This window comes from Frankia nepalensis (assembly GCF_016786325.1).
Classification (GTDB): Bacteria; Actinomycetota; Actinomycetes; order Frankiales; family Frankiaceae; genus Pseudofrankia; species Pseudofrankia nepalensis.
Map to the genome: position 1 here is coordinate 1 of NZ_JADWYU010000389.1, position 12,692 is coordinate 12,692.

The following is a 12,692-nucleotide window of genomic DNA, read 5'->3' on the forward strand; positions in this document are numbered from 1 at the left end:
CGCCCTGGCCGCCAGCGCGCGGTAGGTGACCGCGGCGTACCCCTCGTCGAGCATCAGCCGTTCGGCCCGGTCCAACAAGGTGGCGCGGGTCTTCGACGTCTGGGCGCCGACCCGCCGAGGTGCCGTCATCTGGGGCCTTTCGGGACGGTGGCCTGCCCGCCGCCTTACACCCGGCGGCTGTCCGTGAACGAATTTTCCGGCATACTACGCGCCGCGGGCCATCGCGGGGCGGCGACAAGCGGACCTGCCCGGCGTGATTACCCGGGTTGCCCAGGCTCGTCCACGCGCAGTGGCTCGCGCCACTATGCCCGCGCCACCATGCCCGCGGCGCTCGGCCACAAGCAGGTCCACCGCGGGGGCGACATCGCCGCCGCCGGCAGCGGAGACGACAGCGCAATACGATCGTATAATTGGCGGGGCGGCGACGTCGGCGCGTAGCCCGCGCCGGTCTGCCTCCAGCAGCGGTCCCGGAGCCGAAGGAGAATTCTGTGCGGATCGGCCTGACCGGCGGCGGCTCGACGCCCGACAAGATCGTGGAGCAGGCGCGGCGGGCGGAGGCAGACGGCTTCAGCGCCCTGTGGTACGCGAGCAACGTCACCGGTGACCCACTGGTCGCCATGGCGCTGGCCGGGCGGGAGACATCGGCCATCGAGCTGGGAACCGCCGTCCTGCAGACCTACCCGTGCCATCCGCTCCTGCAGGCCAACCGGGCCGCCTCCGTCGTCGCGGCGATGGGCCGGCCCGGTTTCACGCTCGGCATCGGCCCGTCCCACGAGCCGCTGATCCGCGACGTCTACGGCCTGTCCTACGACCATCCCGGCCGCAGCACCGAGGAGTACCTGACCATCCTCACCGCCCTGCTGCGCGGTGCGGACGTCGACGTCAAGGGCGAGGACTGGTCGACCCGCAGCGCGGGCGGAAGGATGACCACGCCCGCCCATCCGATCCCCGTCCTGCTCGCGGCGCTGGGCCCGCGCCTGCTGCGCGTCGCCGGCGAGACCGCCGACGGCGCCGTGCTCTGGATGGCCCCGCCAAAGGCCATCGAGGCTCACATCGTCCCGAAGCTGCGCGCCGCGGCCGCCGCGGCCGGACGGCCCGACCCCCGGGTCGTCGCGGGGCTCCCGGTCGCCGTGCACGACGACCTGGCGCAGGCGCGCGCCGCCGCCGCGGCGTCCGCCGTCTCCTACGGTGGGATGCCGAACTACCAGCGGGTCCTCGCCCTGGGCGGCGTCGAGGACGCCGCCGGCGCGGCCATCGTCGGCTCCGAGGCCACCGTGGCCACCCAGCTCCAGGGCCTGCTCGACGCCGGTGCCACCGACATCTGGGCCGCGGTCTTCCCCGTCGGCGACACCCGCGAGGCCCGGTCCGCCTCCGTACGCCGCACCACCGACCTCCTCCGCGAGCTGGTCGGCTGACAGGCCCAGGCCCCACGACCTTGGCGTCCGTCCTGGGTGGCCAGTCCCACGGCCGAAGACCCAGGAGACGACCCGGGCCGGCCGCCCGCGTGCGCGCGGCGGCCGGGCCAGACCCTTCGGGTTACTTCAGCAGAGTGCCAGCGTCGACGGGGAGGGTGACGCCGGTGATGAAGCGGCTGTCGTCGGAGGCGAGGAAGAGAACCGCGTTGCTGATGTCCTCGGGCTCGACCCACGGGGTCGGCAGGATGTGCATGCTCTGGGAGATGGGCGCGAAGTCCTCGACGGTCGGGTTCTCCAGGTCGGGGCGGAACAGGCGGAAGGTGCCGTCGTTGATCGCCATCGGGGTGTTGACCTGGGTGGGGTGCAGCGAGTTGACCCGGATGCTGTACTTGCCGAGCTCCATCGCCAGGGTGCGCATGATGCCGACCACGCCGTGCTTGGCGGCGGTGTAGTGGCCGACGTTCGGGAGGGCCCGGAGCCCGCCGACGGAACTGGTCAGGATGATCGAGCCACCGCGGCCGCCCGCGATGATGTGCGGGGTCGCCACCCTGGTGGTCAGGAAGACACCGGTCAGGTTGACGTCGATCATCTGACGCCAGGTCTGCTCGCTCATCCGGTGGAGCTTGGCGCCGTTGCTGCCCAGGCCCGCGTTCGCGCAGACGATGTCGAGGCGGCCGAACCTCGCCACCCCCTCGTCCACGGTGGCCTGCAGGACGTCGAAGTCGCGGACGTCGCCCTCCACCGCGTAGATGCGCCGGCCGGTCTTCTCGACCAGGCGCACCGTCTCGGCCAGGTCCTCCGGCGTCGACATCGGGAACGCCGCGTTCTCAAGCTGCTTGCAGACGTCGATGGCGATGATGTCGGCGCCCTCCCGCGCCAGCGTCAAGGCGTGGCTGCGGCCCTGGCCGCGGGCGGCGCCGGTGATGAACGCGACCTTGCCGTCGACCCGTCCGGGCATAGCTCTCTCCTTCTGACGTACGCGACAACCCAAGATCATGCTGAGCGATCGACCAGCAGGTCTGGTCGGGTATGTCTAACACCCAGGCCACGACCGATCAAGGGATGCCGAGTCGGGACGCCATGCCCCACGGCGCCGCGCCGGGCTCGCGGCGCCGAGGTCACATCGGCCTAAGTCACGCCCGGCCGGCGTCACGCCGGCCGGGCGTGGACCAGCCGCCAACGGCTGGCGGCCGACGACCGGCGGCCGACGGCTGGCGGCTGGCGGCTGGCGGCCGACGGCCGACGGCTGGCGATCGAGAGGTGGGCAGGCCCACGGCCGCGCCCGGGCGGCCGGCTCAGCCGAGCACCGGCTCCCAGATGCGGCGGGAGGCGGCCACGGGGTCGGCGACGACCGAGCTTGGCACGTCGAAGCGGCGGGCCAGGCCCCCTTCGGGGCCCTCGGGTCCCGCGGACTGGTACTCGGGCCAGCCCGGGTCGCCGTCCGTCGCGAAGCCGACCCAGGCCGCGCGGATCTCCTTCGACAGCGGGGCGGCCTCGGCCGGTGTCGGGCTGCCGAGCAGCAGGTCCGCCATCCCGCCGGCCAGGTTGCCGAAGGTCAGCGGGACGTCGAGGCCGTGGCAGGAGCGCAGCGCGCCGCCGAGCGCCGGCGACGCCCACGCGAACTCGTAGCAGAAAACGCGCCCGGGGTGGCGTCGGGCGCACCACAGCGACGGCATCCGGAAGACCGCGTCAGTCATGATCAGCGTATGCAGGTCCAGGTCGCCGAGGCCCGGGTAGGCGGCCCGGTAGGCGGCCAGGGCGGCGGGCGGCAGTCCCACCTCGGCCACGGTCGCGGCGGGGTCCGCCTCCGCCCGGCCCTCCAGCAGGGTGAACAGCTGGAACTCGTCGCGGGTGAAGCCGACGACGAGGTCCACCTCGCCGCGCAGCCGCTCCCACGGCCGGGCCGGCACCAGCTCGCCGTCGAGGACCGGCGCGTACGGCGTGACCTGGCCGGGGACCGCCTGCGCGCCGTGGATGGCCTCGGCCGGGATGCCCGCGAAACCGTCAGCCGTGGGCTCCACTCCCAGCGCGGCGGCGATCCGCGCGGTGGTCGCGAGCGCCGTGGCCTCGTCCACCACCACGCCGGCGACGCTCTGGGCGATGGCCCGGCGGAACAGGCCACGGCCGGCGTCGGAGGCGACGAGGCAGGCGGTCGAGGTGGCGCCGGCCGACTGGCCGAAGACCGTGACGTTGCCCGGGTCGCCGCCGAAGCGGGCGACGTTGTCCTGGACCCAGCGCAGCGCGGCCAGTTGGTCGCGCATCCAGCGATTGGCCGGCTTGCCGGGCAGCTGGCCGAAGCCCTCGAGGCCTACCCGGTAGTTCAGGCTCACGACGACGACGCCGGCGCAGGCGAGCACCGCGCCGGCGTAACCGGGCTGGGTGCTCGACCCGAGGATGAACGCGCCGCCGTGGAGCCAGACGAGCACCGGCAGGCCCGCGGCCCCCGGATCCGGTGTCCAGACGTTCACGCTCAGGCAGTCGTCGCCGTCGCCGGGCGTCCACAGCGGCTCGGCCGAGCCGACGAACGCCGGCTGCGGCACGCCAGGGCTGAACCGGGTCGCCTCCCGCGTCCCGTCCCAGCGCTCCGGCGCGCGCGGCGCGTCGAACCGCGCTCCCCCGGTGATCGGCGCGGCGTACGGGATGCCCTTGAAGACGTGGATGCCGTCGGCGGTCCGCGCGCCCCGCACGGCGCCATGGCTGGTCAGGACGGTCGGCGCCTCGCGCGGCATCGCGAACCTCCGGGGGTTTTCGGGCCGTTCTGGCACGAGTCTCGCCGGATTGCGCCGAGTACGCCACGTTGAGATACCAGGCCCTGGGCGCACGGGGCCGGCGACCGGGCTACGAGGCTTCCCGCGGATCAGCTTCCGCCGCCCCGGACGCCGATCCGCGTACACAACCGGCAGTGAGGCCCGCCCCGGTCCGGTCTCCCAGGCAGATCACCAGATCCGTACGAAGTTCCGGGACAAAACGTGCAGAAACCGCCGAACAGCGCACACATCCGACGATCAAGGAAGGAGCCAGGCACCCCGCGAGCCAGTGATCATCAGATGTGTGCGCGAATCGGCGGTCAAGTGGCCCCGGCAAGATCAGGCGAGGGACCTCAGGCGACTGGGCTAGCGGGCGACGTAGCCGCCGTCGACCGGCATCGCGACGCCGGTCATGAACGAGGACTCGTCGCTGGCCAGGAACAGCGCCGCGGCGGCGAGCTCGCTGGGCATCGCGAAGCGGGCCATCGGGTTCGGCACCTTGATGTTCTCCGGCGGCGCGGACGCCTGCGCGGCGGCCATGCCCGTCCAGGTCATCCCCGGGCAGACCGCGTTGACCCGGATGCCGGACTTCGCGTAGTCCAAGGCCGCGGACTTGGTGAGCAGGACGACGCCGCCCTTGGCCGCCGAGTAGCCCGCCTTGTCCTTCCAACCGACCATGCCGGCGTTCGACGCGGTGTTGATGATCGAGCCGCCCCCGTTGCGGAGCATCTCGGGAACGGCGTACTTGATGCCGAAGAAGACGCCCTTGATGTTCACCGCGAGCAGCCGGTCGAGCGTCTCCTCGTCGAGTTCGTGAACCGGGCCGAACGGGCCGGAGATGCCGGCGTTACTGAAGAGCACGTCGAGCTTGCCGAACTCGCGCACCGCCGTGCCGACCATGTTCTCGACCTCGGCGCCGACGGCGACGTCCACCTGGACCGGCACCGCGTTCGCGCCGATCTCGGCCGCAGTCTCCTTCTCCGAGCCGTTGAGGTCGGCGCAGACGACCTTGGCGCCCTCCTGGGCGAACAGCAGCGCCGAGGCCTTGCCGATGCCGGAGCCGGCACCGGTGACGATCGCGACCTTCCCGTCCAGCCTTCCCACGGTTCCTCCCACGACGTCGATGTCCGAACGGTCGATGTTCGAAGGCGACGAGCGGGCGGGCCGGCGGCCGCCGGCCCGCCCGGGCCGCTCAGGTGTTGCGGCCGCCGTTGACGCCGATGATCTGGCCGGTGATGTACCCGGCCTCCTCCCGGCACAGGAACGAGGTGGCCGCGGCGATGTCCTCGGGCTTGCCGGGGCGGCGGACCGGGGTGCGCTCGGCGTGGATGTCGACGCTCCCGCCGAGCATTCCGCGCCGCTCCGACTCGCGCAGCATCGGCGTGTCGACGAAGCCCGGCGGGATCGTGTTCACCGTGACCCCGTGCTCGCCGAACTCCAGCGCCAGCGACTTGGTCATGCCGATCAGGCCGGCCTTGGAGGAGACATAGTGCGCCATGTACTGCTGGCCGCCCTGGGCGCTGGACGACGAGATGTTCACGATCCGGCCCCAGTGGGCCGCGATCATGTCCGGCAGCACCGCCTGGCTGAGGTAGAACGGCCCGGACAGGTTGACCGCGAGCGTCTTGTTCCAGGACGCGTCGCTGATCTTCAGGAACTCCCGGAAGCCGGTGACGCCCGCGTTGTTGACCAGCACGAGCACCGGGCCGAGGGTCTGCCGGATGCTCTCGATGGCGGCGTTCACCTGCCCCCGGTCGGACACGTCGACGTCGCCGAAGGCAACCGCCTCGTTGCCCGCCTCGGTGATCTCCTCCACGACCTGCTTGGCCGTGTCGGCGTTGAGGTCCAGCACCGCGACGGCGAAGCCGTCCGCGGCGAGCCGGTGCGCGACGGCCCGCCCGATGCCCGATCCACCGCCGGTGACGACCGCCGTCTTTCGCTCGGTCACTGTGCCGAACCTCCCTTGGTCCTGGGTTGCCGATGATCGGCCCTGGGGCCCGGGCCCGCGGGCCGCGCCGCAAGGCGCGGCGGGCACGGGCCCGGGCCCCGATGACCTGCTGCCCGAGGCGATGCTGCCCGAGACGGCGTCGTATGGGCCAACGTTGTACGAGGTGACGCTGTAGAAGACGACGTCGTAGGAGACGACGTCGCGCGAGACAGCCGCCTCGTCGCCGTGCTAGGCGATCGCCTCGTCGCCGGCGATGGACGTGCGGTGCATCAGCCGGTGGGAGCTCTCACCGTAGGGCAGCGCCCGGTGCAGCATCCCCGTGTTGTCCCAGATGACAAGGTCACCGCGCCGCCACTTGTGGCGAACCACAAACTCCGGCTGGGTCGAGGCGGCGAGCAGCCGGTCGAGCAACGCCAGCCCCTCGTCCGCGGGCCTGCCGACGACCTCGCCGGCGGTCGAGCCCAGCAGCATCGACGTACGGCCGCTGCGCCGGCTCCAGACGAGCGGATGCTCCCTGGACGGGATGCGGTCCCAGGCCGCCCTCTCCTGGGGGGCGGGGTCCGGGTAGACCTTCAGCTGGGACGCGGCGAAGCTGTGCACCACTCGCTGGCCCGCGAGCTCGGCCTTCTCCTCGTCGGAGAGGGCGTCGTACGCGGCATAGGTGTTGGCGAACTCGGTGTCGCCGTCGTCGTCGACGGAGACCGCCCGCGCGGTGAGCAGCGTGTACTTGTCCGGAAACACGTCGGTGGAACCGTCGAAGTGCCACCAGAACGTCGCCTCGCGATACGCCGCCATCTTGCTCTTCGACGCGTCCCGGGTGATCGCCTGAACCTCCGGGTGGCCCTTGACAGAGCCATGCCGCGGCGGCACGACCTCGCCGAGCATCCGGCTGAACGCGACGAGGTCCTCGTCGGCGACGTCCGCCTCGCGGTAGATCACGACGCCACGCTCGTCGAGCGCGGCCACGGTGTCGGCCGCGACCGCCTTGTCCACCAGCGCGGAGCCGGCGAGCCCGGTGATCTCGACGCCCGTGGTCGGCGTGATCGGGGTGGTGGTGATGGCCATGGGTGTCTCGGTCTCCCCCGCCGGCCCTAGATGGCCGGCTCGACGGCCGTGTTGAAGAACGCGGCGCCCGAGTCGGGGATGCGCGGCTGCTTGAAGATGTTCACCGGGTACGACACCATGATCATCGAATAGAGCAGGTGCATCAGTCGGGTCTCGGCCTCCGGCAGGTCGTTCACGTCGAACCCGTCGAGGTACTCGATCGCCTCCTCGGCGACCGGCGCGATCGCGTCGTAGAACTCCTGCAGCTCGTCGATGGTCTTCGACAGCCGCTTCTCGTACCGCTCCGGCCGGGTGGCCAGCGCCCAGTCCTCGACCCAGGGCTCCAGCGCGCTGAACTTCTCCGGGAGGGTGCCCGTGGTGGTCATCGTCTTCCGCTCCCTTACTTCTCGGTGCCGGCCTGACGGGGTTCCTGCCGGATCGGCGAAGCCGATCTGGGAGGTCGTGCGGCGACCGCGCTCCGGACGACGTGGTGGAACTGGCGGATCATCAGCTCCATGTCGGACAGGTGGTACTCGGAAAGCGCCTGCTGGCTGATGGCCGAGTAGGTGGCCTCCACCGTGTTCGTGTCCTGCATGGCGAACTCGATGGTGCTGTCGACGACCAGTTCCTGGGCGAGCCGCTCGGACACGGTCTTCGGCTCCGGGAAGTAGATGTCGACCTCGTAGTTGTGGCCGCCGACGGAGTCCGGGATGTACTGGTAGGTGATGTAGTAGCCCCGGCCCCACAGCTGGATCGACAGGTTCGGGAACGCCCAGTACTGGTCGTTGCTCCAGTACTTGACCTCACCCGGGTTGCGCTCCGGGGTGAGGTGCCCGAGGTCGTCGCGCACGTCGTCCGGGCCGAACAGGCCGGCGCGGAACAGCTTGTACACCCAGTTCATGTCCCGGGCGGCCGGGCCGACCGAGCCCTGCTTCTTCTTCAGCGGCGGCGGGCCGGGCACCGAGGTCAGCATGTGCGGGGTGAACAGGTCGTAGTGGTAGGAGTCCATCGGCGGGACGAGCTTCTCGGCCTGCGACACGTCGGTGTCGAGGAACCGGCCGTGGACGTAGGCCGGGTGGTACCACTCGAGCAGGGCGTCGATGCCGATCTTCCAGTTGCCCTTGACGTAGGTCCGGAAGCTCCAGTGGTTGGTGAACTTCTCGAAGGGCCAGGCCTCGATCTCCGTGACCAGCTTCTCGCCGAGGAACTCGCGCAGCGGCGGGGCGTCCTTGCTGAAGTTCACGAAGATGAACCCGGCGAAGACCTCGCAGCGCACCTGCGGCATGGCGAGTTTGTCGTCGGGCAGCGAGTCGAAGAACTGGTCGCGCTTGGTGACGTAGGAGCACTTGCCGTCGAGGCCGTACCGCCAGCCGTGGTACTTGCACTGGAACTGCCGGGCGGAGCCCTTGGACTCCTCGGCCGGGTGCTCCTGCCAGACGACCTTGTTCCCGCGGTGCGCGCAGACGTTGTACAGCGCGTAGATCTCGCCGTCGGTGTGCCGGGTGACGACGATCGAGCCGAGGCCCTTGAGCTCGCGGGTGAAGAAGGTGCCGTTGCGCGGCAGCTGCTCGACCCGGCCGACCTTCAGCCAGGTCCGCTTGAAGATCGCCTCCTTCTCGGCCTGGTAGAACTCCTCGGAGTACGAGTCCTCGTAGCTGACCGGACCGGTGCCAAGCTCCGGGTAATCCAGCGTGTACTTGTCTCGACCGGTCGCCAGCTTCTGGATGCTGGACATCTCTCCACCCCCTTCTCGGGATGAGCTCGGACCGGACGGATCTCCGGTGCCGAAAGCGGTTACAGGGTGACGTCGCGGGCGACGCCGTCGGGCTGTCGGAAGGCGCGGCCGAGGCCGTCAGCCGTCGGCTGCCATCCGTCGGTCAGACGACGCCGTCGGCGCGGAGCTTCGCGATGATCTCGGCCGACCGGCCGAGGATCCTGGTGAGGACGTCGTCGGTGTGCTCGCCGAGCTCGGGGCCCAGCCAGCGGATCTCCCCCGGGGTCTCGGACAGGGTCGGCACCACGCCGGGCACCGCGAGCGGGCCGATCCGCGAGTCCTGGGTCGTGATCGTCCCGCGGTGCTGGTACTGCTCGTCGGCGAAGATGTCCTCGATCGAGTAGAGCTTGCCGGCCGGGACCCCGGCCGCGCGGCAGCGGGCGAGGACCTCGTCGCAGGGCAGCGAGCGGACCCAGTCGGAGACGATGCCGTTGACCTCGTCGCGGGCCGCGAGCCGGTTCTGCTTGGGGCCGAACCGCTCGGGCGCGGACAGCTCGGGGCGCTCCATCGCCCGCGACAGCCGCGTGAACATGTCGTCGTGCGAGCAGGCGATCGCCACGTAGTGGTCGTCGGCGGTGCGGTAGTGGCTGTGCGGGACGACGTTCACCGTGTCCGCGCCCATCCGCTCCCGCACGTAGCCGAACTTCTGGTAGGCGGGCGCGAGCTCGTCCAGCGCCCGGAAGATCGTCTCGAACAGCGCGATGTCGACCACCTGGCCGCGCCCGGTGGTCTCGCGGGCCCGCAGCGCCATCAGCACGCCGATGACGCCGTACATCCCCGTCATGTAGTCGGCGAGCGACGTCGAGCCGGGGGTGACGGGCACCCGGTCCGGCTCGCCGGCCAGGTAGGCGAGCCCGGAGAAGGCGTGCGCGATCCGGGCGAAGCCCGGAAGGTTGCGCAGCGGCCCGGACTGACCGTAGGCCGACACCCGCAGCAGGACCGCCCGTGGGTTGATCTCCTCGATCGTGTCCGGGCCCAGGCCCCACTTCTCCAGGACGCCTGGGCGGAAGTTCTCGATGACGACGTCAGCCCAGGCGATGAGCTCCTTGACCAGCTCCAGGCCGCGCGGGTCGGCGAAGTCGATGGTGACGGATCGCTTGTTGCGGGCCTCGGAGAGCCAGACGAGGGTGTCGCCGCACTCGGTGTCGGTGCCGAAGCGGCGCAGGTTGTCGCCGCCGCCGGGCCGCTCGACCTTGACGACCTCCGCGCCGAACTCGCCGAGCACGGTGGCGCAGAACGGTCCGGCGAGGAACGTCCCGAGGTCGAGGACCTTGACTCCGTCAAGCGCGTGCATGCGGTGTGCCTTTCGTGCCGCGAGGGAGACCAGACGCCCCGCCACCAGGGCGGCCCACGGCGGGGACCGTCGCGTCGGGTTGTCCGGGTAGAGACCCGACAGCCTAGGCGGCGGGAACGCCGGTCTCCGGTGCGAGAACCATCATTCCACACATTTGAGAACAGCGCTACCGTCCTGCACAGACGAGCTTCCGCCAGGCGAGCATGCTATGTTCGGATCATGACAATGGTCCGCCCGTTCCGCTTCGCCGTCCAGGGGACCTTCGCGACGCACAAGGGCAAGGCCGGGTCGGGCGCCGAGTGGCGGGACCTGGCCCGCAAGGTCGAGGACCTCGGCTACTCCACCCTCTTCGTGGCGGACCACTACCTCGGCCCTGGCCCGGCCGGGCGGGCCGCCAACCTGCCGCCGACGCTGCTCGCGCCGATCGCCGCGATGGCCACGGCCGCCGCCGTCACGACGACGCTGCGGGTCGGCAGCCGGGTGTTCTGCGTCGACTACCACGTTCCCGCCGCCCTGGTGAAGGAGGCGGCGACGATCGACCTGCTCTCCGACGGCCGGCTGGAGTTCGGCATCGGCGGCGGCTGGAGCGGCCCGGAGTACGCCGCGATGGGCCTGGAGTACCCGCCGGCGCCGCGCCGGATCGACAAGCTCGTCGAGGTCGTCGCCCTCGCCAAGGCCCACTGGTCGGGTGAGCCGATCGAGGTGCGGGGCGAGCACGTCAACGTGTCCGGCTACCGGGGCCTGCCGCTCCCCGTGCAGCAGCCGCACCCGCCGATCATGATCGGCGGGGCGAAGAAGCGGGTCCTGTCGTTCGCGGCCCGCGAGGGCGACATCGTCAGCATCTCGAGCGTCCCGTTCGTCGCGGTCAACGAGGCCGGTCTCACCCCGGCCGAGGAACTCGCCCGCCGCGTCGGCTACGTCCACGACGCGGCCCCCGAGCGCAGGGGCGTGCTCGACCTCGAGGGCTCGCCCAACTTCCTCGAGATCACCGCGGACCGCGCCGAGGCGACCGAACGGATCGCCGGCTGGATGAAGACCACTCGAGAGGTCGTCGCCGCGCATCCGAACGTGCTCATCGGAACCGCCGACGAGATCGCCGAGACGCTGATCGAGCGCCGCGAGACCTACGGCATCAACTACATCAGCATCCAGCAGGCGCAGGTCGAGTCCTTCCAGCCCATCGCCGCCCAGCTGACCGACAAGTAGCCACCCACCGCAGTTCGCCGGCTGGCCGGGCCCGTCATCGAGGTCTCACGGCGGCCCACGTGCGGCGGCCGGAGCGGCAGACTTCGCAGGACCCAGGAACAGCTTGTAGAGGAGGACCCGTGCGCGAACCGCGCGCCCGCCGCTCGGAGCTGGCCACCCCGGCCAGCAGCGAGAAGATGTGCATGAAGGCGGCCACGTCCGGGGCCGACCTTGTCTTCCTCGACCTGGAGGACGCCTGCGCCCCCGCGGCCAAGGAGTCCGCCCGCGGCATCGCCGTGAAGGCGCTGACCGGGCAGGACTGGGGGCACACCGTCCGCGCGGTCCGGGTCAACGGCCTGGAGACGCCCTGGTGCCACGGCGACGTCGTCGAGGTCGTCACCGGCGCCCGCGAGGCGGTGGACGTGCTGATCGTCCCGAAGGCCCGCTCGGCCCGCGACGTCTGGTGGTTCGACGTCCTGCTCACCCAGCTCGAGACGAAGCTCGGCCTGCGCAAGCGGATCGGCTTGGAGGTCCTCATCGAGGAGGCCGAGGGCCTGGCCAACGCGGCCGAGATCGCCAGGGCGAGCCCGCGGCTGGAGGCCATCATCTTCGGCGCCGGCGACCTGTCCGCGTCGTTGCACGCCCGGGTCGACGGCAACTTCGACCCGGTCGGCGACTATCCCGGCGACTTCTGGCACTTCGCCCGGGTGCAGGTGCTCGCGGCGGCCCGCGGCGCCGGCATCGACGCGATCGACGCCCCCTACCCGGCCTACAAGGACCCCGAGGGGTACCGGCGGGCGGCGACGCACGCGAGCCTGCTCGGGTTCGACGGCAAGTGGGCGATCCACCCGTCGCAGATCACCATCGCCAACGAGGTGTTCGCGCCGACCGAGGCGCAGATCGCCGAGGCCCGCGACTCGATCGAGGTCTACCGCGCCTCCGAGGCCGAGGGCGTGGGCGCGATCGGCCGCGACGGCCGGCTCGTCGACGCCGCCCACATGCGGCTGGCCGCCAACACGCTGCACCGGGCGGCACTCGCCGGGCTGATCGACAAGGCCTGACACCCGACAAGGCCTGACACTCGACGACGCCTGAGACCTGACGAGGCCTGGCCCGGGCCCGGAATGCCGCCGGGCGCCCGGGCCTTCGGAATGGTCACGCAGCCCCGGCACCTCCCACCGCAGGCCGTCCCGCTCTCGCCCGGCCACCGCCCCGGCCGGACAGCCACCGGAGGAAGCACCATGCAGGTACAGGAAAAACTGTTCATCGGCGGCGAGTGGGTCGC

General features: G+C 71.3%; 11 protein-coding genes and 1 pseudogene. 3 read left to right on the plus strand and 9 right to left on the minus strand.

Annotated features, from left to right (window positions below; translation table 11 throughout):
• Positions 1-129, minus strand: a pseudogene (locus I6A81_RS42380) (TetR family transcriptional regulator); the annotation flags it as partial.
• A 359-nt stretch (positions 130-488) separates the two neighbouring features.
• Here I6A81_RS42380 and I6A81_RS42385 point away from each other — a divergent pair.
• Positions 489-1,415, plus strand: a complete 927-nt coding sequence (locus I6A81_RS42385; RefSeq protein ID WP_203002267.1) for a TIGR03564 family F420-dependent LLM class oxidoreductase — start codon at positions 489-491, stop codon at positions 1,413-1,415.
• A gap of 121 nt (positions 1,416-1,536) precedes the next feature.
• Here the strand turns inward: I6A81_RS42385 and I6A81_RS42390 are convergent, their stop codons facing one another.
• The 8 genes from I6A81_RS42390 to I6A81_RS42425 all read right to left on the minus strand — a co-directional run bounded on the left by I6A81_RS42390 (position 1,537) and on the right by I6A81_RS42425 (position 10,222).
• On the minus strand, positions 1,537-2,373 hold the full coding sequence (locus I6A81_RS42390; RefSeq protein WP_203002268.1) for a mycofactocin-coupled SDR family oxidoreductase: 837 nt from the start codon (positions 2,371-2,373) through the stop codon (positions 1,537-1,539).
• A gap of 337 nt (positions 2,374-2,710) precedes the next feature.
• A complete protein-coding gene (locus tag I6A81_RS42395) occupies positions 2,711-4,144 on the minus strand; it encodes a carboxylesterase/lipase family protein (protein WP_203010535.1) in 1,434 nt (477 codons plus the stop codon).
• A 384-nt stretch (positions 4,145-4,528) separates the two neighbouring features.
• The gene (locus tag I6A81_RS42400) at positions 4,529-5,266 is read right to left on the minus strand and encodes an SDR family NAD(P)-dependent oxidoreductase (protein ID WP_203002270.1); all 738 of its coding nucleotides are present in this window, start codon (positions 5,264-5,266) and stop codon (positions 4,529-4,531) included.
• A gap of 88 nt (positions 5,267-5,354) precedes the next feature.
• The gene (locus tag I6A81_RS42405; RefSeq protein ID WP_203002271.1) at positions 5,355-6,110 is read right to left on the minus strand and encodes an SDR family NAD(P)-dependent oxidoreductase; all 756 of its coding nucleotides are present in this window, start codon (positions 6,108-6,110) and stop codon (positions 5,355-5,357) included.
• A 228-nt stretch (positions 6,111-6,338) separates the two neighbouring features.
• The gene (locus I6A81_RS42410) at positions 6,339-7,175 is read right to left on the minus strand and encodes a TauD/TfdA dioxygenase family protein (protein ID WP_203002272.1); all 837 of its coding nucleotides are present in this window, start codon (positions 7,173-7,175) and stop codon (positions 6,339-6,341) included.
• Positions 7,176-7,201: 26 nt separating this feature from the next.
• Positions 7,202-7,540 carry a hypothetical protein gene (locus I6A81_RS42415; protein ID WP_203002273.1) on the minus strand — a complete coding sequence of 113 codons (339 nt, stop codon included), beginning with the start codon at positions 7,538-7,540 and terminating at the stop codon, positions 7,202-7,204.
• Between the two features lie 14 nt (positions 7,541-7,554).
• Positions 7,555-8,889 carry an aromatic ring-hydroxylating oxygenase subunit alpha gene (locus I6A81_RS42420; protein WP_203002274.1) on the minus strand — a complete coding sequence of 445 codons (1,335 nt, stop codon included), beginning with the start codon at positions 8,887-8,889 and terminating at the stop codon, positions 7,555-7,557.
• 142 nt (positions 8,890-9,031) lie between these two features.
• Entirely contained in the window at positions 9,032-10,222 is a 1,191-nt protein-coding gene (locus I6A81_RS42425; protein ID WP_203002275.1) for a CaiB/BaiF CoA transferase family protein, read from the minus strand.
• A gap of 225 nt (positions 10,223-10,447) precedes the next feature.
• On the opposite strand from I6A81_RS42425, the gene I6A81_RS42430 reads away from it, so the two are divergent.
• Together I6A81_RS42430 and I6A81_RS42435 are read left to right on the plus strand one after the other, a co-directional pair.
• The gene (locus I6A81_RS42430) at positions 10,448-11,428 is read left to right on the plus strand and encodes a TIGR03621 family F420-dependent LLM class oxidoreductase (RefSeq protein ID WP_407661486.1); all 981 of its coding nucleotides are present in this window, start codon (positions 10,448-10,450) and stop codon (positions 11,426-11,428) included.
• Between the two features lie 119 nt (positions 11,429-11,547).
• Positions 11,548-12,468 (plus strand): HpcH/HpaI aldolase/citrate lyase family protein, encoded by a 921-nt coding sequence (locus I6A81_RS42435; protein WP_203002277.1) that lies wholly within the window; start codon positions 11,548-11,550, stop codon positions 12,466-12,468.
• The last annotated feature ends 224 nt before the right edge of the window (positions 12,469-12,692 follow it).

Bases quoted from the DNA above. Each gene is read 5' to 3' on its own strand.
- I6A81_RS42390 (WP_203002268.1), bottom strand. From the start codon at position 2,373: ATGCCCGGACGGGTCGACGGCAAGGTCGCGTTCATCACCGGCGCCGCC.
- I6A81_RS42395 (WP_203010535.1), bottom strand. From the start codon at position 4,144: ATGCCGCGCGAGGCGCCGACCGTCCTGACCAGCCATGGCGCCGTGCGG.
- I6A81_RS42410 (WP_203002272.1), bottom strand. From the start codon at position 7,175: ATGGCCATCACCACCACCCCGATCACGCCGACCACGGGCGTCGAGATC.
- I6A81_RS42415 (WP_203002273.1), bottom strand. From the start codon at position 7,540: ATGACCACCACGGGCACCCTCCCGGAGAAGTTCAGCGCGCTGGAGCCC.
- I6A81_RS42420 (WP_203002274.1), bottom strand. From the start codon at position 8,889: ATGTCCAGCATCCAGAAGCTGGCGACCGGTCGAGACAAGTACACGCTG.
- I6A81_RS42425 (WP_203002275.1), bottom strand. From the start codon at position 10,222: ATGCACGCGCTTGACGGAGTCAAGGTCCTCGACCTCGGGACGTTCCTC.
- I6A81_RS42430 (WP_407661486.1), top strand. From the start codon at position 10,448: ATGGTCCGCCCGTTCCGCTTCGCCGTCCAGGGGACCTTCGCGACGCAC.